28 protein-coding genes, 4 tRNA genes and 1 pseudogene are annotated in these 26,876 nt (G+C 69.3%); 13 read left to right on the top strand and 20 right to left on the bottom strand.

Annotated elements, in window-relative coordinates; genetic code table 11:
* The first annotated feature begins 333 nt into the window (after positions 1-333).
* Genes VB080_RS14665 through VB080_RS14655 form a run of 3 tightly spaced genes read left to right on the top strand, consistent with a single transcriptional unit; the run spans position 334 to position 2,020 of the window.
* Complete coding sequence (locus VB080_RS14665) at positions 334-984, top strand: hypothetical protein (protein WP_323419199.1); 651 nt, start codon at positions 334-336, stop codon at positions 982-984.
* On the top strand, positions 981-1,406 hold the full coding sequence (locus VB080_RS14660; RefSeq protein ID WP_323419198.1) for a hypothetical protein: 426 nt from the start codon (positions 981-983) through the stop codon (positions 1,404-1,406). The genes VB080_RS14665 and VB080_RS14660 overlap by 4 nt, the downstream gene beginning before the upstream one ends.
* Positions 1,385-2,020 carry a metal-dependent phosphohydrolase gene (locus tag VB080_RS14655; protein WP_323419197.1) on the top strand — a complete coding sequence of 212 codons (636 nt, stop codon included), beginning with the start codon at positions 1,385-1,387 and terminating at the stop codon, positions 2,018-2,020. Before VB080_RS14660 ends, VB080_RS14655 begins: the two co-directional genes overlap by 22 nt.
* 33 nt (positions 2,021-2,053) lie before the next feature.
* Here the strand turns inward: VB080_RS14655 and VB080_RS14650 are convergent, their stop codons facing one another.
* Positions 2,054-2,674: an L-threonylcarbamoyladenylate synthase gene (locus VB080_RS14650; RefSeq protein WP_323419196.1), complete on the bottom strand. Its 621-nt coding sequence runs from the start codon at positions 2,672-2,674 to the stop codon at positions 2,054-2,056.
* A gap of 51 nt (positions 2,675-2,725) precedes the next feature.
* Between VB080_RS14650 and VB080_RS14645 the strand changes: the two genes are divergently transcribed.
* Positions 2,726-3,862 carry a MalY/PatB family protein gene (locus VB080_RS14645; RefSeq protein ID WP_323419195.1) on the top strand — a complete coding sequence of 379 codons (1,137 nt, stop codon included), beginning with the start codon at positions 2,726-2,728 and terminating at the stop codon, positions 3,860-3,862.
* Positions 3,863-3,897: 35 nt separating this feature from the next.
* Here VB080_RS14645 and VB080_RS14640 read toward each other — a convergent pair whose 3' ends face one another.
* Complete coding sequence (locus VB080_RS14640) at positions 3,898-4,290, bottom strand: hypothetical protein (RefSeq protein ID WP_323419194.1); 393 nt, start codon at positions 4,288-4,290, stop codon at positions 3,898-3,900.
* A 135-nt stretch (positions 4,291-4,425) separates the two neighbouring features.
* Here VB080_RS14640 and VB080_RS14635 point away from each other — a divergent pair, with 135 nt between their 5' ends.
* A complete protein-coding gene (locus VB080_RS14635; RefSeq protein WP_323419193.1) occupies positions 4,426-5,676 on the top strand; it encodes a pyrophosphate--fructose-6-phosphate 1-phosphotransferase in 1,251 nt (416 codons plus the stop codon).
* Here the strand turns inward: VB080_RS14635 and VB080_RS14630 are convergent.
* The 14 genes from VB080_RS14630 to thrS all read right to left on the bottom strand — a co-directional run bounded on the left by VB080_RS14630 (position 5,664) and on the right by thrS (position 18,924).
* Complete coding sequence (locus tag VB080_RS14630) at positions 5,664-6,872, bottom strand: pyridoxal phosphate-dependent aminotransferase (protein WP_323419192.1); 1,209 nt, start codon at positions 6,870-6,872, stop codon at positions 5,664-5,666. The two genes, VB080_RS14635 and VB080_RS14630, sit on opposite strands and share 13 nt — an antisense overlap.
* On the bottom strand, positions 6,869-7,945 hold the full coding sequence (locus tag VB080_RS14625) for a YhjD/YihY/BrkB family envelope integrity protein (RefSeq protein ID WP_323419191.1): 1,077 nt from the start codon (positions 7,943-7,945) through the stop codon (positions 6,869-6,871). Before VB080_RS14625 ends, VB080_RS14630 begins: the two co-directional genes overlap by 4 nt.
* Before the next feature lie 3 nt (positions 7,946-7,948).
* Positions 7,949-10,780: an aminomethyl-transferring glycine dehydrogenase gene (gcvP, locus tag VB080_RS14620; protein ID WP_323419190.1), complete on the bottom strand. Its 2,832-nt coding sequence runs from the start codon at positions 10,778-10,780 to the stop codon at positions 7,949-7,951.
* 98 nt (positions 10,781-10,878) lie between these two features.
* Positions 10,879-11,412: a MerR family transcriptional regulator gene (locus VB080_RS14615; RefSeq protein ID WP_323419189.1), complete on the bottom strand. Its 534-nt coding sequence runs from the start codon at positions 11,410-11,412 to the stop codon at positions 10,879-10,881.
* Positions 11,413-11,545: 133 nt separating this feature from the next.
* The gene (locus VB080_RS14610) at positions 11,546-12,022 is read right to left on the bottom strand and encodes a bifunctional nuclease family protein (RefSeq protein ID WP_323419188.1); all 477 of its coding nucleotides are present in this window, start codon (positions 12,020-12,022) and stop codon (positions 11,546-11,548) included.
* Positions 12,023-12,032: 10 nt separating this feature from the next.
* Positions 12,033-12,725 carry a MerR family transcriptional regulator gene (locus VB080_RS14605; protein ID WP_323419187.1) on the bottom strand — a complete coding sequence of 231 codons (693 nt, stop codon included), beginning with the start codon at positions 12,723-12,725 and terminating at the stop codon, positions 12,033-12,035.
* A complete protein-coding gene (locus VB080_RS14600) occupies positions 12,725-13,231 on the bottom strand; it encodes an FHA domain-containing protein (RefSeq protein ID WP_323419186.1) in 507 nt (168 codons plus the stop codon). Before VB080_RS14600 ends, VB080_RS14605 begins: the two co-directional genes overlap by 1 nt.
* 63 nt (positions 13,232-13,294) lie before the next feature.
* Positions 13,295-13,675 (bottom strand): glycine cleavage system protein GcvH, encoded by a 381-nt coding sequence (gene gcvH, locus VB080_RS14595; RefSeq protein ID WP_323419185.1) that lies wholly within the window; start codon positions 13,673-13,675, stop codon positions 13,295-13,297.
* 162 nt (positions 13,676-13,837) lie between these two features.
* Entirely contained in the window at positions 13,838-14,578 is a 741-nt protein-coding gene (locus VB080_RS14590) for a DUF881 domain-containing protein (protein WP_323419184.1), read from the bottom strand.
* Entirely contained in the window at positions 14,571-14,903 is a 333-nt protein-coding gene (locus tag VB080_RS14585; RefSeq protein WP_323419183.1) for a small basic family protein, read from the bottom strand. Before VB080_RS14585 ends, VB080_RS14590 begins: the two co-directional genes overlap by 8 nt.
* A gap of 13 nt (positions 14,904-14,916) precedes the next feature.
* Positions 14,917-15,717 carry a DUF881 domain-containing protein gene (locus tag VB080_RS14580; protein WP_323419182.1) on the bottom strand — a complete coding sequence of 267 codons (801 nt, stop codon included), beginning with the start codon at positions 15,715-15,717 and terminating at the stop codon, positions 14,917-14,919.
* On the bottom strand, positions 15,714-16,346 hold the full coding sequence (locus VB080_RS14575; RefSeq protein WP_323419181.1) for a CDP-alcohol phosphatidyltransferase family protein: 633 nt from the start codon (positions 16,344-16,346) through the stop codon (positions 15,714-15,716). The genes VB080_RS14580 and VB080_RS14575 overlap by 4 nt, the downstream gene beginning before the upstream one ends.
* 20 nt (positions 16,347-16,366) lie before the next feature.
* Positions 16,367-16,912, bottom strand: a complete 546-nt coding sequence (locus VB080_RS14570; protein ID WP_323419180.1) for an HIT domain-containing protein — start codon at positions 16,910-16,912, stop codon at positions 16,367-16,369.
* Positions 16,909-18,924 carry a threonine--tRNA ligase gene (gene thrS / locus VB080_RS14565; RefSeq protein ID WP_323419179.1) on the bottom strand — a complete coding sequence of 672 codons (2,016 nt, stop codon included), beginning with the start codon at positions 18,922-18,924 and terminating at the stop codon, positions 16,909-16,911. The genes VB080_RS14570 and thrS overlap by 4 nt, the downstream gene beginning before the upstream one ends.
* A gap of 362 nt (positions 18,925-19,286) precedes the next feature.
* Between thrS and VB080_RS14560 the strand changes: the two genes are divergently transcribed.
* The 3 genes from VB080_RS14560 to VB080_RS14550 are packed head-to-tail and all read left to right on the top strand — an operon-like array spanning position 19,287 to position 22,325.
* Positions 19,287-20,024, top strand: coding sequence for a hypothetical protein (locus tag VB080_RS14560; protein ID WP_323419178.1), 738 nt, complete (start codon positions 19,287-19,289; stop codon positions 20,022-20,024).
* A gap of 13 nt (positions 20,025-20,037) precedes the next feature.
* Positions 20,038-21,681: a sensor histidine kinase gene (locus VB080_RS14555; RefSeq protein ID WP_323419177.1), complete on the top strand. Its 1,644-nt coding sequence runs from the start codon at positions 20,038-20,040 to the stop codon at positions 21,679-21,681.
* On the top strand, positions 21,678-22,325 hold the full coding sequence (locus VB080_RS14550; RefSeq protein ID WP_323419176.1) for a response regulator transcription factor: 648 nt from the start codon (positions 21,678-21,680) through the stop codon (positions 22,323-22,325). Before VB080_RS14555 ends, VB080_RS14550 begins: the two co-directional genes overlap by 4 nt.
* A 9-nt stretch (positions 22,326-22,334) precedes the next feature.
* Here the strand turns inward: VB080_RS14550 and VB080_RS14545 are convergent, their stop codons facing one another.
* The 3 genes from VB080_RS14545 to VB080_RS14535 form a co-directional block, all read right to left on the bottom strand.
* Positions 22,335-23,414, bottom strand: a complete 1,080-nt coding sequence (locus VB080_RS14545) for a histidinol-phosphate transaminase (protein WP_323419175.1) — start codon at positions 23,412-23,414, stop codon at positions 22,335-22,337.
* Positions 23,411-23,986 (bottom strand): RNA 2',3'-cyclic phosphodiesterase, encoded by a 576-nt coding sequence (gene thpR / locus VB080_RS14540; RefSeq protein WP_323419174.1) that lies wholly within the window; start codon positions 23,984-23,986, stop codon positions 23,411-23,413. Before thpR ends, VB080_RS14545 begins: the two co-directional genes overlap by 4 nt.
* 108 nt (positions 23,987-24,094) lie before the next feature.
* The gene (locus VB080_RS14535) at positions 24,095-24,820 is read right to left on the bottom strand and encodes an NAD-dependent protein deacylase (protein ID WP_323419173.1); all 726 of its coding nucleotides are present in this window, start codon (positions 24,818-24,820) and stop codon (positions 24,095-24,097) included.
* Positions 24,821-24,977: 157 nt separating this feature from the next.
* On the opposite strand from VB080_RS14535, the gene VB080_RS14530 reads away from it, so the two are divergent.
* Positions 24,978-25,535, top strand: coding sequence for a hypothetical protein (locus VB080_RS14530; protein ID WP_323419172.1), 558 nt, complete (start codon positions 24,978-24,980; stop codon positions 25,533-25,535).
* A 118-nt stretch (positions 25,536-25,653) separates the two neighbouring features.
* Here VB080_RS14530 and VB080_RS14525 read toward each other — a convergent pair.
* Positions 25,654-25,725 (bottom strand) — tRNA-Val (locus VB080_RS14525).
* A 148-nt stretch (positions 25,726-25,873) separates the two neighbouring features.
* Here VB080_RS14525 and VB080_RS14520 point away from each other — a divergent pair.
* The 4 genes and pseudogenes from VB080_RS14520 to VB080_RS14505 form a co-directional block, all read left to right on the top strand.
* Positions 25,874-25,946 (top strand) — tRNA-Gly (locus VB080_RS14520).
* A 42-nt stretch (positions 25,947-25,988) separates the two neighbouring features.
* Positions 25,989-26,059, top strand: a tRNA-Cys gene (locus VB080_RS14515).
* Positions 26,060-26,091: 32 nt separating this feature from the next.
* A tRNA-Val gene (locus VB080_RS14510) sits at positions 26,092-26,166 on the top strand.
* A 329-nt stretch (positions 26,167-26,495) separates the two neighbouring features.
* Positions 26,496-26,876: pseudogene (locus VB080_RS14505) on the top strand (Fic family protein); the annotation flags it as partial.

Here is a 26,876-nt window from a genome sequence, read left to right as displayed (position 1 = left end):
GCCACCTCCTCCGATCCACTCCACCTCCCTGTCCCTCAACCCCGGTTCCACCCCGACCGCTGTGCTGGCACCACGTCAGGCTTGGCCCGGCGCTGTCGGCAGGAACGCGACGGCAGCATGCGTCACCACAGCTGCCTCGACCGGCCCGTCCACGGCCGCTGCGAGATCCCCACAGCCGCGCACAGCAACTCCGGCATCCCACGCCGACCGCCAGTGAGGACTGGTGGCCGCGTTGGTAAGCCCCACACCTTCATATTGACCAATGAAGGGGCGAAGCTTCACAGCCTGTGAGCGACCCTTGCTATATTTAGACATACACCTTAATATTAGGGAATGCAGTCAGATGACTTCATGTATGTGGTGCTCGCGGACCAGGTCGCGAGCCGGGCCGGCAGCGACCGGGTGCCGGACGCGCTGCGCGTCCTGGGCGAACGACTCGGCGGACGGCTGGCGCTCCCCTTCGAGCGGACGGCCGGGGACGAGATCCAGGGGCTGACCGCCGACCCTGCCGCGGTGATCGAGGCGGTGTGCGCCCTCACCCGGCTCGGCGGCTGGCGGCTCGGGATCGGCACCGGCTCCGTCGACCTACCGCTGCCGCGATCCACCCGCGAGGCCCGCGGTGACGCCTACCTCGCCGCCCGGCAGGCGATCGGGGCGGCCCGCACCTCCCCCACCGAGCTGGCTCTGCGGACGGCGCCGACTGTCAGTCCCGCTGGCTACGGTGGACCACAGAAGGACAAGGACGCCGAGACCGCGCTCTGGCTGCTGCGGACGGTGCTCGCCAGCCGCAGCCGGGAAGGATGGGAACTCGTGGACCTGCTCGATCAGGGCCTCAGCAATGCCCAGGCCGCCTCCCGGCTGGGCATCAGCCCCTCGGCCGCCAGTCAGCGGCTCTCCCGCGCCCACCGCACCGAGGTCACCAGGGGGGCTGCCCTGGCCGCTCGCCTGCTGGCCGATCTGGCGCCTGACGGAGGCCGGCAGTGAACCCCGTCCTCGCCCTGCTCCTGAAAGCAGTCGTGGTCGCCGCGCTCGGTGCCATCGCCGTCCTTGCCGGCAGCCCGCTGGTGCAGAAGCTGTTCGAACGGGTCGACCCACCCCGACCGGCCGACGACGGCTCCCAGCAACCACCGCCAGCCGAGGCTCCCGGCGTGGTCGCCGCCGAGGACACCCTGCAGGGCGGCCGTTGGATCGGGATGCTCGAGCGGCTTGCCGCCTTCGCGAGCGTGCTGGCCGGCTTCCCGGAGGGAATCGCCGTCGTCCTGGCCATCAAGGGGCTGGCTCGCTACCCCGAACTGAAGGCCACCACCCGCGGCACCGCCGAACGCTTCATCATCGGCACCTTCGCCAGCGTGCTGTTCGCGGTCGCCTGTTCTGGCCTGGCCTGGTGGCTGATCGGCCTGTGGTGAACCCGCCGACCCAACCCGACCGGCTGCGTGCGCAGTGGCAGACTCTGCTGCCCGGCCAGCCGGAACTGGGTGAGGAGCTGTTGCGGCGCTGGTCGGAACCGCACCGCCACTACCACGGATTGGAGCACCTCGCCGACGCTCTCGGCGCGCTCACCCTGCTGTGCCCCGCCAACCGCGCCGAGTCACTCGCGGTCTGGTTCCACGACGCCGTCCACACCGACACCGCCGGCCCCGACGAACAGCATTCCAGTGAGTTGGCGGCCTCCAGCCTGCGCGACGCCGGCCTGCCACCGGCGGAGATCACCGAGGTGGCCCGGCTGGTGCTGGTGACCATCGCACACTCCCCCGCTCCGCACGACCACGCTGGGGCCCGGGTCAGCGATGCCGACCTGGCCGTGCTCGGCGCGGACGCCGAACGCTATGCCGCCTCTGTGGCCCAACTCCGGCAGGAGTCGCTACTCGACGACGCTGGTTGGCGGACAGCCAGGCTCACCAGGCTGGAGTCGCTGCTGGCTACCCCTCGGTTGTTTCACACTGTCGTGGGCCACAAGCGCTGGGAGGCCGCCGCCAGAGCCAACCTGACAGCAGAACGGGACGACCTGCTCGCCCGCTGAGCGGTCACCTCCGGCCCAGCGAGTGTGCCGCCCTCACTCCTCGAAGTCGGAAACGTCCCCGGCGCCGACCCGGACGATCTCCACCTCGTCGCCGGACAGGTCGATCACGGTGGTCGGCTCCAGCCCGGCGTCCCCGGAGTCGAGGACGGCGTCCAGACTGTTCCCGAGTTCCTCCTGCACCAGCCAGCCCTCGGTCATCGGCTCAGTCTCACCGGGCAGGATCAGCGTGCTCGACATCAGCGGCCCGATCTCGGCCAGCAGGGCGAGCGCGGTGGTGTGCTGCGGCACCCGGACCCCGACAGTCTTCTTCTTCGGGTGCAGCATCACCTTGGGCGCTTCGCGGGTCGCCTTCAGGATGAAGGTGTAGGGCCCCGGGGTGTGCGCCTTCACCGTCCGGAAGATGTCGTTGTCCATCTGGACGTACTGGCCCAGCTGGGCGAACTCGCTGCAGGCCAGCGTGAAGTGGTGGCTGGGGCCGAGGTGGCGCAGACTGCGGATGCGCTCCAGTCCGTCCCGGTTGCCCAGCATCGTGCCGAGCGCGTAACCGGAGTCGGTCGGATAGGCCACCAGCCCGCCGTCCTGCAGAAGCTGCACCACCTGGGCGATCGCCCGCGGCTGCGGATTCTCGGGATGCACGTCGAAATACTTGGCCACGAACCCAGACTACGACGCTGGGACCGGTCCCGCGGCGCTAAGGTCAGCGGCATGCCGATCCTGTCCCTGACCGAAGCCGAACTACGCGCCCGCCGCAGCATGAAATGGCGCGCCTTCGCGCCCGACATCCTGCCGCTGTGGGTGGCCGAGATGGACGTGGCCCTGCACCCGGCGGTGCGCGAGGTGTTACGGGAGGCAGCCGACCGCGGGGACACCGGCTACCCCCACGGCCGGGCCTACGCCGAGGCCTTCGCCGCCATGGCAGCCGAGGTCTGGGGTCTGCAATTGGACGGGCCGAGGCAGATCAAGCAGTCCGGGGACGTGATGAACGGCATCCTCGCCGTCCTGTCGACCACCACCGCCCCCGGCGACCGGGTGGTGATCAACCCTCCGGTCTATCCGCCGTTCCGGCAGGTCACCGGAGGCTACGACCGCCAGATCGTCGAGGTCCCGCTCACCGAGGCCGGCCGGCTCGACCTTCCAGCCTTGACCGAGGTGCTCGCCACCCGGCCCGCCGCTTACCTGCTGTGCTCCCCGCACAACCCGACCGGAGCGGTCCATACCCGCGCCGAACTCGAGACCGTGGCCACGACCTGTCACGAGTACGGCGTCCAACTGGTGGTTGACGAGATCCACGCCCGGATCGTCGACCCCGGGGTGCGGTTCACCTCGGCGCTGGACGTGCCCGGCGGCGAGCATGCCGTGGTTGTCACCTCCGCCGGCAAGGCCTGGAACCTGCCGGCTTTCAAGGCGGGCCTGATCATCGGCGGTCTCCAGACCTCCGACATCCTGGCAAAGCTGCCGCCGCTAGCGCTGCAGGCCATGGGCCACTGGGCATCGATGGCCCACACCGCCGCCATGCGCGAGGCCCAGGACTGGGTCGACCAGGTGAGCGCCGAGATCGCCGCCAACAAGGTGCTGCTGGCCGAGCTACTGGCCAGCACCCTGCCGGGCGCCCGCTACCAGCCGGGAGAGGGCACCTACCTGGCCTGGGTGGACTGCACCGCGCTCGGGCTGCCCCACCCGGCGCACGACTTCCGCGAGGTCGGACGGGTGGCGTTCTCCCCCGGTCGGGACTTCTCCGCCGCCCACTCCCAGTGGGTCCGGATCAACCTGGCCTGCTCCCCCACCCTGCTCACCGAGGCCGTCGACCGGATGGTCGCCACCGTCGAGGCGGTCGGGGCGTAGCCGGTCCCGGCGGGTTCGACCGCCGGCGGGCGGGTTTACCGGTCAGGGATCAGGTCAGCGGTCGCCGAACCGTGCGCGGCCAGGGTCGGGATGCCGATCAGGCTGAGGAAGACGGTCTCGACCTGACCCGAGGTGGACACCTGGACGGCGTCCCCCACCAGTCGCACCTGGCTGCTCAGCTCAGGATGGCCGGCCAGCACCTGCCGGGCGGCCGCGATGGCCGCCGCAGCATCCGTCCGTACCCCGGCGACCCGGTTGGTGGCGGTGTTGTCGACAGCGGCCCGGGCTGCCTGCGCGGCCACCAGTTCGGCCTGCCGTCCCAGCCGGGCCTGCGCCCCGCCGTCCACCACCAGCCCGCACACCGCGAGCAGGCCCACGACCGAGACCGCCACAAAGACGGTCAGGGCGTTCCCGCGTTCGTCAGGCATCGCCGCTCCTCACCTGTGGTCGCCCATTTTGTCCTGTCCGAACCGCCCGGGGTCGTTGTCCACAGTGCTCACAACTGCTGATATCGATAGGCTGGGAACCGTTCCGTTCCTCCTCATCGATTGGATTTGTCCCCCATGGTCAGCAAAGTCGCCATCCTCACCGCCGGCGGTTTCGCCCCCTGCCTCTCGTCCGCCATCGGCGGCCTCATCGAGCGGTACACCGAGGTTGCGCCCGAGGCCGAGATCATCGCCTACAAGAACGGCTACCAGGGCCTGCTCACCGGTGATTTCCTCACCGTCACTCCTACCGTCCGCGAGAACGCGCATCTGCTGCACCGGTTCGGCGGTTCGCCGATCGGCAACTCACGGGTGAAGCTCACCAACGCCGCCGACCTGGTCAAGCGCGGCCTGGTCGCCGAGGGCGCCGACCCGCTCAAGGTCGCCGCCGACCGGCTGGTCGCCGACGGCGTGGACGTCCTGCACACCATTGGCGGGGACGACACCAACACCACCGCCGCCGACCTGGCCGCCTACCTCGCCAAGCACGACTACGGCCTCACGGTGGTGGGCCTGCCGAAGACCATCGACAACGACATCACGCCGATCAAGCAGTCGCTGGGCGCCGACACCGCCGCCGAGATGGGCGCCCGGTTCGCCAAGAACGTGCTTGCCGAGCACAACGCCGGTACCCGCATCCTGATCATCCACGAGGTGATGGGCCGCAACTGCGGCTGGCTCACCGCAGCCACCGCCCGCAAGTACCACGACTGGGTCAAGGAGCAGCAGTGGCTGCCCGAGATCGGGCTGGACTCGCGCGCCTGGGACGTGCACGCGGTCTTCGTCCCCGAATCGGAGCTCAACATCGAGGCCGAGGCGATCCGGTTGCAGCAGGTGATGGACCAGATCGGTTGCGTGAACATCTTCCTGTCCGAGGGCGCCGGGATCGAGGACATCCTCGCCGAGATGGAGCGGGCCGGCCAGGACATCGCCCGGGACGCCTTCGGGCACGTCCGGCTCGAGCGGATCAATCCCGGGCAGTGGTTCGGCAAGCAGTTCGCCGGGATGCTGAAGGCCGAGAAGGTGCTCGTCCAGAAGTCGGGCTACTACTCCCGCTCGGCCGCGGCGAACACCTACGACCTCGCCCTGATCAAGTCGATGACCGATCTCGCCGTCGACTCCGCACTGGCCGGCAACTCCGGGGTGATCGGGCACGACGAGGACGCCGACGACGCACTCGGGGTGATCGCCTTCGACCGGATCGCCGGTGGCAAGCCCTTCGACATCTCCCAGCAGTGGTATCTGAAGCTGCTGGCCGAGATCGGCCAGCAGTCACCGCTGCCGGACGTCTTTCCGGGGGCGCAACTGGATGACTCTCAACTGAGCTGACGACGACGCTGTCGGTCCGTCGGTTGGTTGTGACCGGCGGGCCGACAGGATCCCAGGTAGCCGACCAGGCGGTCGATCGCCTCGTCCAGTTCGGTGGTGTCGCCGCAGAAGCTCACCCGCACCTTCCGGTGACCGTCGATGGTGTCGAAGTCGATGCCGGGTGCCAGCGCCACGCCGGTGTGCTCCAGCACCTGGTAGCACCAACGCCGGGAGTCATCGGTGAGGTGGCCGACGTCGCAGTAGGCGTAGAAGGCACCGTCCGGCGGGGCAAAGCTGGTGATACCGAGTTCGGGCAGCCGGCGCAGCAGCAGGTCGCGGTTACGGGCGTACCGGGCGACGTGCCCGTCCAGTTCGGTGGTGGCACTGGCGTCGAAGGCTGCGGGCGCGGCTGCCTGGGAAAGGGCCGGGGCGCAGATCGCCAGGTTGCCCTGGAGGAGTTCGACCGGACGGCGCAACTGCTCGGGCAGCAGCAGCCAGCCCAGCCGCCAGCCGGTCATCGAATGGTACTTGCTCAGCGAACCCACCACCACGGACGCGGTCCCGAACTGTCGCGCGCTGGCGCACCGACGACCGTAGGAGATGCCGTGGTAGATCTCGTCGCTGATCAGCAGACACTCATGAGCCGCACACCAGCCGGCGATGGCTGCCAGTTCGTCGGCGTCGATGATCGTCCCGGTCGGATTGGACGGGCTGGCAAGTACCAACCCGGCGGGCACCTCGGGCAGTGCCTCCAGCATGGCGACGGTGGGCTGGTAGCGGGTCTGCTCCCCCACTGCCAACTCCACCAGCCGGCAGCCCAGGCTGAGAATGTCATTGCGGTAGGCCGGGTAGCCGGGCCGGGTCATGGCCACCGGATCGCCGGGATCGAAGCCCGCCAGCAGAGTGAGCAGGAAACCGCCCGAGGAGCCCGTAGTCACCACCACATCGGACGGGTCAACCCCGACACCGTAGCTGTCGGCATAGTGACGCGCGATCCGCTCCCGCAGCGCCCACTCCCCGGCCGCCTCGGTGTAGCCGAGTTGCTGTTCGCTCAACGCCGCCGCGGCGGCGGTGAGCACCGCGGCCGGCGCCGGGGTGCCGGGCTGTCCGACGCAGAGCGCGATCGCGTCACCGTGCGTCCGCTGTCGTTCGGCCGCGGCCTTGACCACCTCCATCACATGGAACGGTTCGACCTCGCCGCGCTGGGACCGGCTCATCGGGAACGTCGTCCGAACAGCGCCCGTAACCCACCGACCAGCACAGCGCCCAAGCCCAGCCCCGTGGCCGTGCCGACGACGTAGCCGGCCTTCAGCCCCGCGCTCAGCGACTGCTCGGCGACCCTGGCCGAGACCACGAGCTGCCCGGGCCTGGTCTCCACCGGCTCGACCTCCGGTTCCGGCACCGGCTCGGGTTCCGGCACCGGCTCGGACTGAGTGGCCAGCCAGGCCGCGATGAACAGGATCAGGGTTGCGAAGAGGTTGAGGAACAGCATCACGATGATCGTGACGCCGAAGACACCTGCTGCCAGGTTGTTGGAGAAGGCCTGGGCCAGTAATCCGGCGGCCAACTGCAGCACCAGCAGTCCCGCGGAACCGACCGCCGACCCCACCCACAGGTGACCGCCGGGGATCGGCTCGGGTGCGAACCAGGAGAACAGCAGCCAGAACAGCCCGGTACCCGCGGCGAAGGAGATCAGCAGACCCACCACGCGCAGCAGCACCGACCAGCCCGAGCCGTGATCGATTCCGAGCAGCCGGCCGACCTGCTCGGTCAGGGTGGACGCCGCCGACGACGCGGCGAAGGTCACCACCACTCCCACAAACAGCCCGACCAGTCCGGCGAAGTTCGCCAGCAGGTCGAGCGGCAACGGCAGCAGCTTGCCGGGGTTGTCGACGTCGCTGCGCATCAGCAGGCGGGCAGCGCGCTTGAGATTGCCGATCCAGTTCGAACCGAACCAGAATCCGATCAGCGAGCCGGTCAGCAGGGTGGCAAGCCAGTTGCGCAGCGCGTCCTCGATCACCTTGACGATCTGCCGGCTGACCTCGTCGTTACCGGGCAACGCCTCGTTGACCGCGGTGACGATGCTGGCCAGCGCGTCCGGCATGAAGACGGTCAGGGTGAGGCCCAGCAGAGAGAACCCGAGCATCAGGATGGGCACCAGGCTCAGGATGGAGAAGTATGCGATCGCTGCCGCCAGTTGACTGCCGCCCCGGGTGTTGAACCGCTCAATGGCACGCAGCAGGTGCGCAACCAGCGGCCGTTTCGAGAACCGTTCCCACCAAGCGATCATGGCCTACCCCAGGGTGCAGCTCAGGTTGCGATCGCCGTAGGCATTGTCGATCCGGCCGACTGACGGCCAGTACTTGTCACTGCCGCCGGTGGCGATCGGCCCCCGCGGACTGCCGGCCGGGAACCCTGCCTGCTCCCGGGGGTAGACATGGTCCCAGTCGGAGGACAGCACCCGGTGCAGCGGGTGCGGGGCGTTGACCAGTGGGTTGTCGTCGGCGGGCAGCGCACCGGAGGCCACCTGCTCGACCTCGTGTCGGATCGCCGACATGGCCTCACAGAACCGGTCCAGTTCCGCGCGAGACTCGCTCTCGGTGGGCTCGACCATCAGCGTGCCCGCCACCGGGAAGCTCATCGTCGGGGTGTGGAAGCCGTAGTCGAGCAGGCGTTTGGCGATGTCGTCGACGGTGATGCCGCTGGCCTTGGTCAGGTCGCGGAGGTCGACGATGCACTCGTGGGCGACCAGGCCACCTGCCCCGGTGTAGAGGATCGGGTAGCTTTCCGCCAGCCGTCGCGCCAGGTAGTTGGCGTTCAGGATCGCCAGTGAGGAAGCCTGCGTGAGCCCGTCGGCGCCCATCAGGGCGATGAACGCGTAGCTGATCGGCAATACCCCGGCCGAGCCGTACGGTGCCGCGCTCACCGGACCGTAGCTGGTCACCGGACCGGCATCGGCGACCAGCGGATGGTTCGGCAGGTAGGGCGCCAGGTGTGCCTTCACCGCCACCGGTCCGACACCGGGTCCGCCACCACCGTGCGGGATGGCGAAGGTCTTGTGCAGGTTGAGATGGCTGACGTCCGCCCCGAACCGGCCCGGGCCTGCCAGGCCCATCAGGGCGTTGAGGTTCGCGCCATCGACGTAGACCTGGCCGCCGGCCGCGTGCACCTTCTCGCAGATCGTGGCGATGGTGTCCTCGTACACTCCGTGGGTGGACGGGTAGGTCACCATGATCGCTGCCAGCCGGTCGGCGTTGGCGGCAATCTTGGCGTCCAGGTCGGCCAGGTCGACCGAGCCGTCCGGCGCGGCGGCCACCACGACCACCTGCAACCCGGCCATCACTGCCGAGGCGGCGTTCGTGCCGTGCGCCGAGGCGGGAATCAGGCAGACGGTCCGCCCGGCGTCGCCCTGGGCGAGGTGGTAACTGCGGATCGCCAGCAGCCCGGCGAACTCCCCCTGCGCGCCCGCATTGGGCTGCACGCTCACCCGGTCGTAGCCAGTGATCGCCGCCAGCCAGCTGCCCAGCTCGTCGATCAACTCCAGAAAGCCGGCAGCGTCTGCGGCGGGGACGAAGGGGTGGAGGTTGGCGAACCCCGGATAGCTGATCGGTTCCATTGCCGCGGCGGGGTTGAGCTTCAGGGTGCAGGAGCCGAGCGGGATCATGCCCCGGTCGAGCGCGAAGTCCCGGTCGGAGAGCCGGCGCAAATAGCGCATGAACTCCGTCTCACTGTGGTAGGCGTGGAAGACCCGGTGGGTACAGAACGGAAGGTCACGGGCGTGATCGGCCAACGTCCCCTGAGGGGCTGCCGTCAGGTCGGCGCCGAACACGTCCGCCAGGGCCGTCAGGTCCGCCGCCGTGACGTCCTCCCCCACGCTGATCCCGACCCGGTCTGGGTCCACCTGGCGCAGGTGGATGCCACGGGCGCGGGCCGCCGCCACCAGTTCGCCGGCGCGGCCGGGTGTCTCGACGCTGAGGGTGTCGAAGAACTCCTGGGTGGTCAGCGCGTAGCCGGCGGCGAGCAGCGCCCCGGCCAGGCTGCGAGCCTTCTGGTGCACCTGGTGGGCGATCTCGGTCAGGCCGTCGGGGCCGTGATAGACCGCGTAGAACGCCGCGGCCACGGCCAGCAGTACCTGGGCCGTGCAGATGTTCGACGTGGCCTTCTCCCGCCGGATGTGTTGCTCCCGGGTCTGCAGCGCAAGCCGGAAGGCAGGCACCCCCTCGGCGTCCACCGAGCGTCCGACCAGGCGTCCAGGGAGTTGCCGCTCCAGCCCCGCCCGGACGGCGATGTAGCCGGCGTGCGGCCCGCCGTAGAACAACGGCACACCGAACCGCTGGGTCGAGCCTGCGACCACGTCCGCGCCCCAGGTGACCGGGGTGGTGAGCACGGTGAGGGCCAGCAGGTCGGCGGCGGCGATCACCAGTGCGCCGTTGTCGTGGGCGGTGCGCGCGATCGCCGCGAGTTCGGTCACCGGGCGCACCCGTCCGCTCGCTCCCGGAACCTGCACCACGACGGCGAAGGCCTCGTGGGTCTGCAGCGCCTCGATCAGGTCTCCGCCGACCGGTACCACCTCGATCCCGGCGGCCCGCGCCCTGGTCCGCAGCACGCCGAGGGTCTGCGGCAGCACGTCGCCGTCGACCAGCAGGACCGCTCCCTTGCGCACCGTACGCTTCGCCAGCGCCATCGCCTCGGCGACCGCCGTCGCCTCGTCCAGCAGCGAAGCACCGGCGGTCGGCAGACCAGTGAGGTCGGCGACCATGGTCTGGAAGACCGCCAGTGCCTCCAGCCGGCCCTGGCTGATCTCGGGCTGGTACGGGGTGTAGGCGGTGTACCAGGACGGGTTCTCCAGCACCAGCCGGCGGATCACCGGCGGCGTCACGGTGCCGTGGTAGCCCAGCCCGATCATCGCCCGTCCGGGGAAGTTCCGGGACGCCAGGTCGGCCAGCCTGGCCTGCACCTCGGCCTCAGAGCGAGCCGCCGGGAGGTCGAGCGGCGCGGTGTCACGGAGCTGGGCCGGGATCGCCGCGTCGGTCAACTCGGCCAGCGAACCGTAGCCCAACCGGGCCAGCATCTCGGAGGTGTTGGTGGCCGACGGGCCGAGGTGGCGCAGCGTGAAATCCGTCATGGGTACCCTTCCAGGTCGCGACCCTTCCAACCTAGCCGAAGAGTGGACGGACGGTCCGCGCCGCCCCCGGACCTGACGCGGAACTGGCGGTTCGCGAACTATCCGGTGGCGCGCGCCCGACGCCGGGTGGCGAGTTCGTCGGTGAGGACGGCGGCCGCTTCGGCGCGTTCGGTGGGAAGTGCGAGCAGGGTGCCCTCGATGTCCTCCCACACCCGGCCCAGGGCGATGCCGAACATGCCCTGGCCGCCACGCAGCAGGTCAATCACCTCGTCGTCGGAGGTGCACTCGTAGACCGAGATGCCGTCGCTCATCAACGTGACCTCGGTGAGATCCTCCACCCCGCGGGCCCGCAGGTGCTCAATGGCGGTGCGGATCTGCGGCAACGAGACCCCGGCGTCCAGGAGACGCTTGATCACCTTCAGGATCAGGATGTCGCGGAAGCTGTACAGCCGCTGGGTGCCCGAGCCGCCGGCAGGCCGGATCTCCGGCACCACCAGGCCCGTGCGTGCCCAGTAGTCGAGCTGGCGGTAGGTGATATCGGCAGCGCGGCAGGCGACCGGACCACGGAAGCCCAGATCCTCCGGCAGCGGTGAGAAATCGCCGTCGAACAGAGTGTCCTGCGCGTCGGTCATGTCCGCCTCATTTCGCCCGGAGAAGTTCAGGTGCCAATGACGGTAATCGTGGCGTGCGCGGGTGGTCAACGACACGCCGCAGGATGCGGCGACCGGTCCGGAGTCTCAAGTACACCATCAGGGTTGCTCCCGCTCAGAAATCGTCGGGATTCACCGAGTCGAGGAACTCGCGGAACTTCTCCACCTCGTCCTGTGCGCCGGGTTCGGCCTCGGCCACCTCGGGCAGGTCCTGCACCCCTGCAACGTCCAGCACGTCCTCGGAGCACCGGATCGGGCAGCCCATCCGCATCGCCAGGGCGATCGCATCGGAGGGGCGCGCCGCCAGGGCGCTCTCCCCCACCAGCAGTTCGGCGTAGAACTGGCCTTCGTCATAGGCCACGATCCGCACCTCGGTCACGCTGGCACCCAGCGAGGCAATCAGGTCGTTCACCAGGTCGTGGAGACCGGGCCGGGACGGATCGGGATCCTCGGTGGCCGAGACGATCGCCGCGGCGCCCTGGGCGCTCATCCAGATCGGCAGCAGCCGGCCACCGTCCTGTTCACGCAGCACCACGACCGGGGGCATTTCCGAGCCGCTCACCCGGACCTCGACAACGCTCAACTCCCGCATCCGGCCGGCCTCACTGCGGCAACTGCGATCGCATGATCGCAGCGTGGGCGTGCAGGATGAGTTGCATCACGTCCGCGGGCACCTGCCGCTCCAGCGGGTTGCGGCGCAGGTGGGGCGCGATCGCCTGCTCGATCAGCCCGACCTCGCGTTCGGCAGCCTGCTTCACCACCCGCAGGTGACGGGCGTCCATGCCGTAGACGGCCAGCTTGCGGGCGATCACCGCTACCGTGAGCGCATCCCGTCCGTAGTAGACGGTGCCCCGCCGCGGCACCACCAGGGCGTGCTTCTCCAGCTCCGTCAGCGCCGCCTCACTGAGCCCCGACAGCTGCAGCAGCTCTCGCCGGGTGATCCGGATCGGACGCTTGGGCGGACGCGCCTGCGGGGTCTGTACGACCTCCCGTGGATCCTCCGGCGGCGCCGGGGCCGGGTTGCCGCCCAGGGCCGGCGGCTGCTCGCCGCGGTCCATCATCTCCAGGTGCTCCCGGATCACCTTCAGCGGCAGGTAGTGGTTCTTCTGCACGTCGAGGATGTAGCGCAGCCGGTCGATGTCGGAATCCGCGTAACGGCGGTACCCCGAGGGAGCGCGCTCCGGGGAGATCAGCCCCTCCGACTCCAGAAACCGAATCTTGGAGATCGACACCTCGGGGAAATCGGGTTTGAGGACTGCCAGAACCTGGCCGATGCTCCGCAGGCCGAGTGCCATCAGCCCTGACCGGTGGGGGTCTGGCCGGACGGCGTGGAGAAGAAGATCATCCGGAACTTCCCGATCTGGACATCGTCTCCGCGGTGGAGGGTCACCGGGCCGTCGATCAGGCTGCCGTTGACGTAGGTCCCGTTCAGGCTGTTCTCGTCCCGCACCCAGAGCTGGCCCTCGGAGCGGGTGAAGCGGGCGTGCTGGCGGGAGACGGTGATGTCATCGAGGAAGATGTCGCACCGCGGGTGACGGCCGGCGGTCACCACATCAGCGTCCAGCAGGTACCGCGCCCCTGCCTGGGCGCCATGCGGAACCACCAGCATGCCCGAACCGGGCGGCAACGATTCGAGTGCCGCGACATCTTCGGCACTGAGGTCGTCGAACTGGATCTCCTCGCTGACCTGCGGGATCACCCGGGTGGCGTCGCCGCTCAGCTTGGCCAGACTGGCGCCGCAGTGCGGGCAGAAGTTGCCGATCTCGGTGACGTCGTGGCCACAGGCCGGACATCTCAGCATCGGTGGATCACCTCCTCCAGCTCGTCGGCGCGCGGGGTGGGGTGCCCCGGCGCTGGCTTCAGCCTATCCGGACACCTGCTCGCTGTACTCGTCGGCGTCCAGCAAGTCCTCGATCTCCGACGGATCGGCCAGCTCCAATTCGAACAGCCAGCCGTCGCCATAAGGATCGGTGTTCACGATCTCCGGGGTGGAACCCAGCAACTCGTTGACCGAGGTGATCACCCCGGAGGCCGGGGAGAAGACGTCGGAGACACTCTTGGTCGACTCGACCTCGGCGCAGGCATCGTCGAGCGCCACTTCCTCGCCCACCTGCGGCAGCGAGACGTAGACGACGTCGCCGAGCGACTCGGCGGCATAGTCGGTGATTCCCACCCGCGCCGTCGAACCCGAACCGACGCGCAGCCACTCGTGCTTGGAGGTGTAGCGAAGGTCATCTGGGAACACGTGCACTCCTCGATCACTGCGTCTGACTGCCAGACGTCTCGGACCCTACCCTAGACGCAACCGAGCGCCCGGGACATGCCTTTGCGCGTGATCCCGCCACGGCCCTAAACGGTGGCCGCGAGGAGTCTGCGATGCCCCGTCCGGCTTGACCTGTGACACGCTCTAGCCCGGAACGGCGTAGCGCGGCGTGGCCGGGGTGTGGACCGCGGCGATCTCCACCGCCTCGCTCTGTGTGATGTCGACCGAGCCGCCGGCATCGCCCACCTGACTCACCAGTCCGCCGCGGAAGTTCAGTGCCTCGCTCAGCGCGTGCGGGTCACCGATCGCGTCCAGGACGATCGGCCGCTGCAGCCTGACCCCGTCCAGCGTGATCCCGCCGGCGGAGGTTACCCAGCTGGAGGCCACCACGCGCACCTGGTCGTTGACCTCGATCACCTCCGCGCCCGCGTCTCGCAGCTCCTCCAGCGCATCCAGCAGGGTCGAGTCCCGGACCGCCTCTGCCGGCCCCGAGATCACGACCCGGATCCCCTCCCCCCGGGCGGGGACGGTTCCGGCCAGGATCGCGAGCTCACTGCTGCGGCGTTCGACCTCGTCGCGAGCCACCCGCTGCCGGTCGACACCGGTGCGCAGCTCCGACTGGGTGCGTTCCAACTCGGCGACCTGGGCCTCCAGCCGGCGGGACTCCGCGGTCAGATCGTCCAGAATCGAGATCAGCTCGGTGCGGCGCAACGAGGAGTAGTCCTGCTGCTGGCCCAGGGTGCGGATCTGCAGGGTGACCGCGAGCCCGCAGAGCAGCAGGATCCCCGCCACCAGCAATTGGCCACCGGTGGGACGGATGAACCGCCGGGCGAGCTGTCGCAGGCCGCGCTGTTCCGGCTTCGGGAGGTCGGCCTGGTCAGGCATGGAACAGTGCCCTCCGGATCGCCGCGGCGTTGGTGAAGATCCGGATACCCAGCACCACCACAACAGCGGTCGAGAGCTGGGCACCGACGCCGATCTGGTCGCCCACCCAGACGATCAGGGCGGCGATCAGCACATTCGACACGAAGGACACGGCGAACACCTTGTCGCTGAACGAGCGCTCAAGATAGGCGCGCAGGCCACCGAAGATCGCATCGAGGGCGGCCACGATCGCAATCGGCAGATAGGGCTGGAGCCAGACCGGCAGCGACGGCTGCAGGAAGATGCCCAGACCGATCCCGATCAGCAACCCCAGAATCGCATACACAGCTGTCCCCTTCTCAGCGGGCCGGTTCTGCCCGGTCGATGGTGAGCTCCGGGTCTGCGGGCAGGCGCAGCGTCTCGGCACGCGACAGGGTGAACCCGACGCCGTAGTTCTGCTGCAACCAGGCCCACCACTGACCACCAGACGAAGTCGGAAATTCCCGGATCATCGCATCCGCGTCGCCGATCGCCTCCACCTGGTAAGGCCGGGTCAGGGAACGGTAGTCGACGGTGATCGCGTCCCCCGCACCCCGAATCGCGGTACGCCCGCTCAGCCGGTGTCCGTTGATCGCGATTGCCTCCGCCCCGCTGCTCCAGAGCTGGTTGACCAGTTGTCGCAGGTCGGCGTCCACCACCCGCGCCTGGCGGTCGTCGCCCGAGCCGTCATCGACGGTCACCCTGATCCCGGGGCCGGTCACCGGGATCGCCCCTGACACCGTCTCCAGCTCGACCAGGGCGGAGGTGTCGACGTCCTGCCCGGCGATGCTCTCGGTCAGTTCACGGTTGGCCGCGGTGAGACCGGCGACCTCGCCGCGCAGCCGGTCAACCGCGCTGTCGGCGGCCTGTACCCGCTGCAGCAGCTCGTCGCGCTCCTGCTGGGCCTGCAACGGGGCGCGCAACCCGGGCGCGACCGAGGCCCCCACCAGCAGGCCGAAGAGCACCAGCACGACGCCCACCACCACCGAGCGACGCGGCGCCGCCACGGGCCTTCCCTGCGCGGCGACCGCGGCGTAGTCCGGATCGATCGGCGCGGCGATGATGTTGTTCAGCAGGTCCATGCTGGCGTCCACCCGGCGGGTGGACGGCGGGCTGGTCACGCCACCGTCTCCGACGAGTCGGTGACTGCCGTCCGGCTCAGCGGCGGGATTCGGCGGATGGCACTGATTCCCTGCCGCAGGTAGAGCAGCCCCGCGCCCCAGTAGAGCACCGCTCCCCAGATCACCAGCGCCCAGCCGATGATCCGGAAGCCGAACTGCCAGGCCTCATCGCCCGAGCCCAGCAGCAGCAGCGGGAAGGCGTACAGCAGCACGAACGTCGCAGCCTTGCCGAGGAAGTGCACCGGCAGGCTGAAGTAGCCCCGGCGACGCAACGCCGGCCAGAGGGTGATCCCGAGCAGCACATCCCGGCCCACCAGCAGCACCGCGAACCACCACGGGATGATGTCGCCGCGCAGCACGAAGCCGACCAGGGTTGCCAGGGTGTAGAGCCGGTCGGCCAATGGGTCGAGCACCTGCCCGAGCCGGGAACGCTGCTTCCAGCGCCGGGCGAGCTGCCCGTCCAGCCAGTCGGTGGCGCCACCGACAGCCAGCACCACGACCGCCCAGACCTCGTTGCCCTTGCCGAGCAGCAACCACAGGAACAGCGGAATCCCGACGAACAGCCGGATGAAGCTCAGAATGTTGGGCAGGGTGAAGATCCGGGTCGTGTCATACGGTTCTCCTGCCACGGCCACAAGGTTAGCCGCCTTCAGCGCCACGCCCGGGCTACCATCTCGCGGGTGTCTCCCAGGAGCTGTGGCATCGCCTTGGTCCGGCCGATCACCGGCAGGAAGTTGGCGTCACCCAGCCAGCGCGGAACCACGTGCTGGTGCAGGTGCGCAGCGATGCCGGCACCGGCCACGTCTCCGGAGTTGATGCCGAGGTTGAAGCCCGCCGGATGGGAAACCTCCCGGAGCACCGTCATGGCCCGGACGGTCAACTCGCCCAGCTCGACCCGCTCGGCAGGCGTGGTCTCGGTGTAGTCGGAAACATGCCGGTACGGGCACACCAGCAGGTGCCCGGGCGAGTAGGGGTACAGGTTCAGCACCACGAAGCAGGTCTCGCCGCGGTGGACGATCAGTCCGTCGGCGTCGCTGCGCGCGGGCGCAGTGCAGAACGGGCAGGACGAGGCCGAGGCATCGGCCGGCTTGTTCTCCCCGTCGATGTAAACCATGCGGTGCGGTGTCCAGAGCCGCTGGAAGGCATCCGGGACGCCTGCCAGCGTCCCGGGGGACTCCACCTGCGGATCGCTCATCGCCGGGGCGGGCGGCAGGCGGTCACGATCTCGTCGATCGCCGCCACGATCGGCACGCCGTTGTTCTGGCTGCCGTCGCGGTAGCGGAACGAGACCGCGCCCGCGCTCGCGTCCAGCTCGCCGGCGATCAGCATGAACGGCACCTTCTGGGTCTGCGCGTTGCGGATCTTCTTGCCGAACCGGTCGTCACTGGCATCGACGTCCACCCGGATGCCGGCCGCCTTCAGCTGCGCGGCGATCTCGGCAAGGTAGTCGTTCTGGTCGGCGGAGACCGGGATGCAGGTCACCTGCACCGGGGCCAGCCAGGCCGGGAAGGCGCCGGCGTAGTGCTCCAGCAGCACCCCGAAGAACCGCTCGATCGAGCCGAACAGGGCGCGGTGGATCATCACCGGACGCTGCCGGCTGCCATCGCTGGCGGTGTACTCCAGCTCGAACAGTTCGGGCTCGAAGAAGTCCAGCTGAATGGTGGACAGCTGCCAGGTGCGTCCGATCGCGTCCTTGGCCTGCACCGAGATCTTCGGGCCGTAGAAGGCCGCGCCGCCCGGGTCCGGGACGAGTTCGAGACCGGAGGCTTCGGCGACCTCAGCCAGGACGCGGGTGGCATCTTCCCAGGTCTGCTCGTCGCCCACCGACTTCTCCGGGTTGCGGGTGGAGAGTTCCAGGTAGAAGTCGTCCAGGCCGTAGTCGCGCAACAGGTCGAGGACGAAGGTGAGCAGGCTGGCCAGCTCGTCCTTCATCTGCTCGCGGGCACAGTAGATGTGGGCGTCGTCCTGGGTGAAACCGCGGGCCCGGGTAAGGCCGTGCACCACGCCGGACTTCTCGTACCGGTAGACGTGCCCGAACTCGAACAGCCGCAGCGGCAGCTCGCGGTAGGACCGTCCCCGGCTGGAGAAAATCAGGTTGTGCATCGGGCAGTTCATCGGCTTCAGGTAGTAGTCGGCGCCCTGCCGGGTGATGTTGCCGTGCTCGTCGCGTTCCTCGTCCACCCGCATCGGGGGGTACATGCCGTCGGCGTACCACTCCAGGTGCTTGGAGGTCTCGAACAGGTGCCCCTTGGTGATGTGCGGGGTGTTGACGAAGGAGTAGCCGGCCTCGACGTGGCGACGACGGGAGTAGTCCTCCATCTCCATCCGGATCATCGCGCCCTTGGGGTGGAAGACCGGCAGGCCGGAGCCGATCTCGTCCGGGAAGCTGAACAGGTCGAGTTCGGTGCCGAGCTTGCGATGGTCGCGTTTGGCGGCTTCCTCCAGCCGGAACTTGTAGTCTTTCAGGTCGTCACGGGTGGGCCAGGAGGTGCCGTAGACCCGCTGCAGTTGGGCGTTGCGCTGGTCGCCGCGCCAGTAGGCGGCCGACGTCCGCATCAGGGCGTAGGCGTTCAGGTAGCCGGTGTGCGGCACGTGCGGGCCGCGGCACAGGTCCTTCCACGCCACCGAGCCGTCGCGGCGGACATTGTCGTAGATGGTCAACTCGCCGCCGCCCACCTCGACGCTCGCGCCCTCGGTGTTCTCGGTGTTGCCCTTGATGCCGATCAGTTCCAGCTTGTAGGGCTCGTCGGCCAGCTCGGCGCGGGCCTCGTCCTCGCTCACCACCCGGCGGGCGAACCTCTGCCGCTCGCGGACGATCTGGCTCATCTGCTTCTCGATCGCCTTGAGGTCCTCGGGCGTGAACGGGCGCTCGGTGTCGAAGTCGTAATAGTAGCCGTCGGTGATGAACGGCCCGATGCCCAGTTTGGTGGCCGGGTAAAGCGCCTGCACAGCCTGGGCGGTGACGTGCCCGGTGGAGTGACGCAGGATATTCAGGCCGTCCGGGGTGTCGATGCCGACCGGCTCGACCTCGTCGCCGTCGGCCAACTCGCGAGCCAGGTCGCGCAGGTCGCCATTGACGCGGACCGCGACGACGGTCTTGTCATTGCCGAACAGGTCCAGCCCGGTAGTGCCCGTCTCGACCACCTGGGGCTCGCGCGACTCAGAACGCACCACGGTGAGGTTGACAGACACGGGGATTCCTTTCATTCCAGGCCCTCACGCAGGGCCGGGGACTATTCTGCCCCACCCGCGCCGCACTCCCCCATGTCCACCGGTTCTGTCCACCCTTCCACCGGTCACCAATCCACGTCCGAGAACAATCGACCGCCGCCCTTCCAGACTCGACCGCCACCCCTCCAGACTCGACCGCCACCCTTGCCGCCGAGCGCCCCGCCCCTGGGGCAGGCGCTCGACGCGAACGGAGGCGGTCGATGGGTGGTCCGGCGCCAGGCGGGGGGTGGGGGGCGGGGGGGGAGTCCCGGGTTTCGGTGTGGATGTCCCTTTTGGCGGGATATCCGGGCGCGACAGGATCCAGAGCACCAGTCGCCGTCAACCTAGGAGGAGCCGTCATGGCCACCGTTGTGCACCAACCCCGTCCCCGCCTCGCCGACATCCGATCCGTCGTCCGCTCCGCCGGCTGGGCGAGCCTGGTGGTGACCGCCCTCCTCCTGATCACGCCGATCACGGTGTTCGGCCTCTCCGCGGCGCTCGGCCTCGACGCGGCGGCGGCCGCGGCCGGTTACTCCCCCGCCGACTACGGACGGGATCCGGTGCTCGCCAGTGGGTGGGAGGGGGCGATCTACGGGATCCAGATGACCGCCGTCGGGATCGCCCTGGGGTTCGCCGGGTTGCGCACCGCACCGGTTGTCGGACGAGACGCGCTCTCCCGTGCCGGAGTCGCAGGCGTACTGAGCGCGGCGGTGATCAGCGTGGTGAGTGCCGGAATGTCTGCCACCTTGTACGGCGCGAGCATGACCCTCGCCGGCATTGACCAGATTCAGCCCGATGGCGACGTCCGCCGCATGATCGGCTACGCCGCGTTGGTCGTGACGCAGGGCCTGATGGGCGCTTTCGGGCTGGGAATCACGGTCTGGCTGCTCTCGCTCGCCTCGGCAGGAAGCCGGATCGGGCTCACGCGTACCCCGTTCCTGGTGGTTGCCGGGGGGTTCGGAGCGCTGATCGTCGCCGGGCTCGTGATGGGGGTCGGTGGGCTGACCAGCCTGCTGGTGATCTTCCCGCTGACAGCCTTCGGTATCGGCCTGCTGGCCGCAGCGCGACGAACCGCGGGAAGTACGATCAGCGCATGAAGAGGCAGTGCTGATGCCGGCCGGTGCGCCGTGGGGTGCCCGGCTGCTGTTCGGGCTCGCCGGGATCCTCGCCGCCCTGTCCGCGGTGCTCGCCGCGGTCACCAGCGCGGACGCGCTGACCTGGGTCCAGGCCGCCAGCGCGATCGCCTATCTCGGCGTGGGCCTGCTGGGCCTGCTGTTCGCGTCGGAATCTCCCCGCAACCCCGCCGCCTGGGTGTTGCTGGCTGCGTCCGTCGGAACCGCCGTGCTGGCGGTCGAGCCGGCGGTGGCGGGCCTGGTGGCCGGCCCCGGCCAGCTCTCGCTCGCCGTCCTCGACAGCCTCGCCGGGGCGGCCCTCTTCGGGCTGTTCACCCTCGGGGTGTTGCTGTTCCCGGACGGTCACGGCTACGGCCGTCTGGGCCGGGTTCTCGTGCCCATCGCGGTCGCGGGGCTGACCCTCCTCACCATCGGCGGCTTCGGCTCACACCGCGTGGTCGCGTCGGCCTCGTGGGCTGGCGGGACTGTCGAGGCCGCCAGCACGGCTCTGCTCCTCAGCGGCTTCGCCATCATCGTCCCGCTCACGGCGCTCGCCGCGGTGACCACGACCCAGCGACGCCGCGCCGCCGCGGGCGCGACCCGCCGAGCGCTGCGGCTGCTGGAGGCCGCCGCGTGGATCAACACGCTGGCGACTCTTGCTTGCGCTGCCGTCTCGGTGCTGGTCAAGCTCCCGGACTGGTTCGGGGCTGTTGCTGACCAGACCGGCATCGTGTTCGCCGTCGCCGCGTGGATCGGGATCGCGCGGCACCGGCTCATCGACCTGCGCGCCGCCCTTGCCCACACCCTGCCGTACCTGCTGGCCTCCGCGCTCGTGTTCGGCATCGCCGCGGTCGCCGCCGCACTACTCGGCACGCTGGTCGGTGGATGGTTCGGTGTCGGAGTTGGCGCGGTTGTCGCCGCACTGGTCTCACTGCTGCTCCGCGATCAGCTCCAGGCGCTGGCCAACCTGGCCGTCTATCGGCAACGGGTCGACCCGGTGGCAGCGCACGCACAACAACTTGAACGGGCCCTGCGCGACTCGCACGAGCTTCTCGTCACCGCCCGCGACGAAGAACGGCGACGGATCCGTCGCGACCTTCACGACGGACTCGGCCCCACGCTGGCCGGACTCGTGCTCGGCGTGGAGAACGTCGAGCGCCACCTCGATGACCCGGCTCGGACCCGTGCCGAACTCGCCCGTCTGCACGAGGTCGGGAAGGGCGCGGTGCAAGATGTGCGGCGCATCGTCTACGCCCTGCGTCCGCCGCTGCTGGACTCGCTCGGCCTGGCCGGGGCGATCCGGGAGCAGGCCGACCGCCTCGGTGCGGCCTCGGTCGACATCCCTGACCTGCCCGAGCTGCCCGAGACCATGGAGATCGGCGTCTACCTCATCGCGCTGGAGGCGATGAAGAATGCTGCGACCCACGCTCGACCGGGGACGTTCCGGGTACGGCTCGGCGCCGCTGAGCGGCTTCGCCTCGAGGTCCGCGATGACGGCCCCGGCCTGCCCAGCGGGTATACCCCCGGCATTGGGATCGGCTCCATGCGAGACCGGGCCGCCGAACTCGGCGGCACCCTTGATATCCGGACGCTGCGGCCTCGCGGCACGCTGGTGCTGGCGGAATGGGCGCTGGGCGGATGAGCGTCCGGGTGTTGATCGCCGATGACCACCCGCTGTTCCGCGATGGGCTGCGGAGCCTGATCATCGACACCGAGGGGTTGAAGCTGGTCGGCGAGGCCACCGACGGCGACGAGGCGATCGGTATCGCCGCCGCGCAGCGCCCAGACGTGGTCCTCATGGACGTGAAGATGCCGAGGATGAGCGGCATCGAGGCCACCCGTCGCATCCTGGCTGAGGGGCACGCCGGCGCGGTGCTGGTCCTGACGATGAGCGACGACGACGGCAGCCTCACCGCCGCGCTGCGCGCCGGGGCCACGGGCTATGTGCTGAAGGGCGCACCGGGAGCGGAGATCGTCGAGGCAATCCGGGTGGTGGCCACCGGCAGGGCGATTCTCGGCGCACCGATCGCCGCGCGGATGGAGCGCTACTTCGCCCGTCCGCACAGCGTCGCCACTGCCCCTGCTTTTCCCCAGCTGACCGGCCGCGAGACCGAGATCCTCGACCTGGTCGCCGCTGGCCTGTCCAACGCGGAGATCGCCTCGACCCTCGCCCTCAGCGACAAGACTGTCCGCAACAACGTCTCGACCATCCTGATGAAGCTGGCCGCGCCCACCCGTGCGGTCGCCATCGTCATGGCCCGGGATGCCGGTCTGGGCATGACCTGATACCAGGCCCTACCGCCCGAATCGGGAACGATCGGCCAGGACGGCCAGGACCCGGTCGTTGCTGGCCGGGTCGGCCAGGCTGATCCGGATGCCGTCGCCGGCGTAGCCGCGGACCAGGATGTCAGCGGTATCGAAGGCCTCCATCAGCTGGCCGAGAAGCTCATCGTCGGCGCGGAGCCAGACGAAGTTTGCCACGCTGTCCGGGGTCTGCCAGCCGTAGCCCCGCAGCGCTTCGATCATCCGTCCACGCTCACTCACCACGCAGGCCGCGCGCACCCGGACCTCGTCCGCCGCAGCCAGGGCGGCGACCGCCGCAGCCTGAGCGACCGCACTCACCCCGAACGGAATGGCGGTACGACGCAGCGGTTCGGCGATCTCGGCGCTGGCGAGCGCATAGCCCACGCGCAGTCCGGCCAGCCCCCACGCCTTCGACAGGGTGCGCAGCAGGCAGAGGTTCGGATACCGCGCCAGCAGGGCGAGGGAGGTCGTCCCGCCGGGATCGTCGGTGTAGTCGACGTAGGCCTCGTCCAGGATGACCAGGACGTCGGGTGGCACCTGGTCGAGGAAGCCGGCCACGTCCTCGACGGCGAGCCGGACGCCGGTGGGGTTGTTCGGCGAGCACAGCAGGACCACCTTCGTGCGGTCTGTGACGGCCGCGGCCATGGCGGGCAGGTCGTGGCTCTCGTCGGCCCGGAGCGGCACCCTGACCGCCACCGCACCGGCGATCGCGGTGAGGATCGGGTAGGCCTCGAAGGAGCGCCAGGCGAAGATCACCTCGTCACCGGCGTCGCAGACCGCGCTGATCGCCTGCTGCAGGACGGCGACGCTCCCCGGACCGACGGCGACCTGCGCCGGGTCGAGGCCCACATACCCGGCGATCGCCTCGCGAAGCGCCACCGCGCCCATGTCCGGGTAGCGATTGGCGCGCAGCGCCTGTTCGGCGATCGCCTCGACCACGCCCGGCAGCGGCGGCTCGTGGCTCTCGTTGGACGCCAGCGCCGCCGTGGCGGCCGAGCTGGCACGCCGTCCGGCGACATAGCCCGGCAGGTCGGCGACGGCGGGACGGGGCTGAGGCACGGGGATGGTCACCGCGGCATCTTCTCACTCCCGGCGAGCCCGAAGCGCTCGATGACACGGTGCCGCGGCCCGCCGCGGGTGAGTTCGGAGTCGATCAGGAGGAAGTCGGCCACCTGCCAGCCGAACGTTCCGAAGGTGTCCAGCAGTGCCAGCCAGCGGCGGGCGACGATACCGCGGTTGCTGCGCGCGAGGGTGAGGTGCGGCTGGAACCGGCCGCCGTCGACGTGGATGCCGGCGCGGGAGGCTGCCGTCCGGCAACGCCGGGCCAGTGCCTCGAGTTCGGCGGCACCGTCCCGCGCCCCGAGCCACAGCACCTTCGCCGCACCCGGTTGCGGGAAGCAACCCGCGCCGCCGAGGGTCAGGTCGAATGCCGTGGTGCTCTCCGCCACCGGGCCGAGGTTCTCGACCAGCCGATCCTCATGGTCGGCCGCGACGTCCCCGAGGAAGGCCAGGGTGACATGCCAGTGCTCGGGCTGTGCCCAGCGAAGCGCCGGTTCCGTGTCGCGCCTGGGTCCGATCCGGGCCTCCAGGTCGTCTGTCACCGACGCCGGCGGGCGGACTGCCAGAAAGAGTCGCTTCCCCATCACCACCACGGTACCTGGTCACTGCCCCAGAAGAGCGGCCAAAGCATCGGCCCGCGCAACCTGCAATTTGACTTCGAGGCAGCCACTACCTGCCCCGAGAACGGCAGTTCAGGCGATATCGACGAACTCCGCCAGTGCGCTGCCGATCGGTTCGCGAATCGTGAGGGTGGCCATCCGGTCGTAGCCGGTGGCGTCCCGGTTGATCAGGACCAGCTGGCTGCCGGTGAACGAGCCGATCAGGCCGGCTGCCGGGTAGACCACCAGGGAGGTGCCGCCGACGATCAGGGTGTCGGCCTGCGCGAGTTCGGTCACCGCCTGCTCCAGTACGGCCGGGTCGAGCGCCTCCTCGTAGAGCACCACGTCCGGCTTGATCACCCCGCCACAGAAGGAGCACCGCGGTACGCCGGTGCTGCGCAGAATCACGTCCAGGCCGAACTCACGCCTGCACTGCAGGCAGTGGTTGCGGTGGACGCTGCCATGGAGCTCCAGAACGCGCTTCGACCCTGCCGCGGCGTGCAGCCCGTCGATGTTCTGGGTGATCACCGCCGACAGTTTCCCGGCACGTTCTAGCGCCGCCAGGGCCAGATGGGCGGGATTGGGGCGGGCGTCCGGGTGGAGCAGTTGCGTGCGGTAGTAGTCATAGAACTGCTCGGTGTGGGAGACGAAGAAGCTGTGGCTGAGGATCTCCTCGGGGGCGTAGGCGACACCCGCCTCACGACTGTAGAGCCCGCCCGCCGAGCGGAAGTCGGGAATCCCCGACTCGGTGGAGACGCCGGCTCCGCCGAAGAAGACGATCCGGCGACTGGCCTCGACGACGTCGCGCAGTGCGCTCATACCGGAAGGGTAACCCTCGCCGCGGGCTCCAGCCCGGCCAGCGCCCCGTCCGACGGCGAACTCGTGGGCCGATCACAGCTTCCTGCCAGTTTGGCCAGGAACGCTGTGCCGATGCTGGGAATCACCCGGCCGACCCCTCAAGAAAGGGCCTCATCCCATGAAACGCAAAGCCGTGGCCGCGGTGTCCGCTGCCGTTCTGACCGCAGGTTTGGGTATCAGTGCCGCCCAGTGGGCCAGCGCCGAGACGCCTACCCCGTCCCCAACACCCACCTCGACCACAACGGCCGACCCGGACCACACCGGACACAAGGGTGGCAAGCAGCGCGGCTCCAAGCAGGACCTGAGCGGACTGGCCAGCAAGCTCGGGGTCGACCAGACCAAGCTCGCCGATGCGGTGTCGGCAGCGCGCAAGTCGCTTCCCACCAAGACTGAATCGGCCAACCAGACCGACGCCGAGCGCGAAGCCGCCAGGGCCGCCCGCCAGGCAGCGTACGCCAAGGCCCTGGCATCCGAACTCGGGATCGACGAGGCGAAGGTGACCCAGGCGTTGAACGAGCTGCGCACCGAACGCCAGGCCGCCCGGACTGCTGCCGACAAGGCCGTACTCGACCAGGCGGTCAAGGACGGAAAGCTGACCCAGGCCGAGGCGGACGCCGTCCAGAAGGCGGCTGACCAGGGCATCGTCCGGATCGGTGGTCACGGTCGCGGCCGCTGAGCCTCCGCAACGGCTTCCGGGTGGACGGTGCCCCATCCGGAAGCCGGCCGCCGAGCCGGGCCCCGCAGGCGCGGTGACGGCGCCGATGCACCGTGGGTTTCCCGTGAATCATCCTGGGTGGGCGTAACTGGGTTCGAACCAGTGACCTCTTCGGTGTGAACGAAGCGCGCTACCACTGCGCCATACGCCCGCGAGGGATCACAATAGCCGACGCGCCCGGTTCCCGTCACATCGCAAACTGGGTGCTCATCACGACGATCCTGCCGGTTTGCGGGCGGCTTGGCGGCTGGGTATGGTTGCACCTGCACCTGGCGCGGGGGCGACCTCGCGGCTGCTGCGCGGACGTGGCTCAGTTGGTAGAGCATCACCTTGCCAAGGTGAGGGTCGCGGGTTCGAATCCCGTCGTCCGCTCGGAGAAGGTCTCACAATCCGACAGCGAGGCCGGCTCTTGCCGGTGGAGTGGCCGAGAGGCGAGGCAACGGACTGCAAATCCGTGTACACGGGTTCAAATCCCGTCTCCACCTCAAAGCTGGCAACCGAGGTTGCCAGACAGCCCGGGCGGCTGGCGCAGTGGTAGCGCGCTTCCCTGACACGGAAGAGGTCACTGGTTCGAACCCAGTGTCGCCCACCAGGCATTGCTTGTGGTGAATGGCCGGTTTGGAGAGATTCCGAACCGGCCATGTGCGTCTTCAGCGCGCCCTGACTGTCCATCCGACTGTCTTTGCGAACCGCACCAGGTCATCGTGGGCGATGAGCGTGCGCCGATCGACCTTCGAGGTGTTGAGGGCCCCACTGACGAGCACCTCGCAGCTGGCGGTGTGTCCCACGCTCAGCAGGCGGTGGCCTGGACATGCTGGCCGTCCACAAGCTCCACCACCAGGAAGTTGATTAGATCATTTGGGTACCCACAGAGTGTATCAACAGCGGCATAATTGATACGATCAGTTGAGTAGTCGTAGGGTGTATCAACTTCAGGGGGCCGAGATGAACCGGGGCCGTCCGAGCCGAGCGATGGTCTATGCGCGCCTGGAGAACGCGATCGCCGAACTGAACGACCGCTTGGGCGGTCTGCCGACGCCCAAGGAGTCGGAGCTCATCTGGTCCGACATCTGGCACCTCGAGGCGCACCATTCCACGGCCTTGGAGGGCAACATGCTCGTGTTGCGTGAGGTTGAGGCCTTGTTGGAGAGCGGGCGAGCAGTTGGCGCCAAGCCGCTGCGGGAGTACATGGAGGTCCAGGGCTACGCCGCGGCCGCCAGCTGGGTCTACGCCCAGGGCGTCGAGCCCGGCGACTGGCACGGCGAGGACCTGATCACCGTCACGGAGGTGCGCCAGGTGCAT

The organism is Propionicimonas sp. (genome assembly GCF_034927565.1).
In the GTDB taxonomy this organism is placed as follows: Bacteria; Actinomycetota; Actinomycetes; order Propionibacteriales; family Propionibacteriaceae; genus Propionicimonas.
Note: the sequence above shows the minus strand (reverse complement) of the source record. Positions and strands in the feature narration are given on the sequence as shown.

Coding starts and splice junctions, on each gene's coding strand:
- VB080_RS14665 (WP_323419199.1), top strand. CDS start 334: ATGCAGTCAGATGACTTCATGTATGTGGTGCTCGCGGACCAGGTCGCG.
- VB080_RS14645 (WP_323419195.1), top strand. CDS start 2,726: ATGCCGATCCTGTCCCTGACCGAAGCCGAACTACGCGCCCGCCGCAGC.
- VB080_RS14640 (WP_323419194.1), bottom strand. CDS start 4,290: ATGCCTGACGAACGCGGGAACGCCCTGACCGTCTTTGTGGCGGTCTCG.
- VB080_RS14635 (WP_323419193.1), top strand. CDS start 4,426: ATGGTCAGCAAAGTCGCCATCCTCACCGCCGGCGGTTTCGCCCCCTGC.
- VB080_RS14630 (WP_323419192.1), bottom strand. CDS start 6,872: ATGAGCCGGTCCCAGCGCGGCGAGGTCGAACCGTTCCATGTGATGGAG.
- VB080_RS14625 (WP_323419191.1), bottom strand. CDS start 7,945: ATGATCGCTTGGTGGGAACGGTTCTCGAAACGGCCGCTGGTTGCGCAC.
- gcvP (WP_323419190.1), bottom strand. CDS start 10,780: ATGACGGATTTCACGCTGCGCCACCTCGGCCCGTCGGCCACCAACACC.
- VB080_RS14615 (WP_323419189.1), bottom strand. CDS start 11,412: ATGACCGACGCGCAGGACACTCTGTTCGACGGCGATTTCTCACCGCTG.
- VB080_RS14610 (WP_323419188.1), bottom strand. CDS start 12,022: ATGCGGGAGTTGAGCGTTGTCGAGGTCCGGGTGAGCGGCTCGGAAATG.
- VB080_RS14605 (WP_323419187.1), bottom strand. CDS start 12,725: ATGGCACTCGGCCTGCGGAGCATCGGCCAGGTTCTGGCAGTCCTCAAA.
- VB080_RS14600 (WP_323419186.1), bottom strand. CDS start 13,231: ATGCTGAGATGTCCGGCCTGTGGCCACGACGTCACCGAGATCGGCAAC.
- VB080_RS14590 (WP_323419184.1), bottom strand. CDS start 14,578: ATGCCTGACCAGGCCGACCTCCCGAAGCCGGAACAGCGCGGCCTGCGA.
- VB080_RS14570 (WP_323419180.1), bottom strand. CDS start 16,912: ATGAGCGATCCGCAGGTGGAGTCCCCCGGGACGCTGGCAGGCGTCCCG.
- thrS (WP_323419179.1), bottom strand. CDS start 18,924: ATGAAAGGAATCCCCGTGTCTGTCAACCTCACCGTGGTGCGTTCTGAG.
- VB080_RS14560 (WP_323419178.1), top strand. CDS start 19,287: ATGGCCACCGTTGTGCACCAACCCCGTCCCCGCCTCGCCGACATCCGA.
- VB080_RS14555 (WP_323419177.1), top strand. CDS start 20,038: ATGCCGGCCGGTGCGCCGTGGGGTGCCCGGCTGCTGTTCGGGCTCGCC.
- VB080_RS14550 (WP_323419176.1), top strand. CDS start 21,678: ATGAGCGTCCGGGTGTTGATCGCCGATGACCACCCGCTGTTCCGCGAT.
- thpR (WP_323419174.1), bottom strand. CDS start 23,986: ATGGGGAAGCGACTCTTTCTGGCAGTCCGCCCGCCGGCGTCGGTGACA.
- VB080_RS14535 (WP_323419173.1), bottom strand. CDS start 24,820: ATGAGCGCACTGCGCGACGTCGTCGAGGCCAGTCGCCGGATCGTCTTC.
- VB080_RS14530 (WP_323419172.1), top strand. CDS start 24,978: ATGAAACGCAAAGCCGTGGCCGCGGTGTCCGCTGCCGTTCTGACCGCA.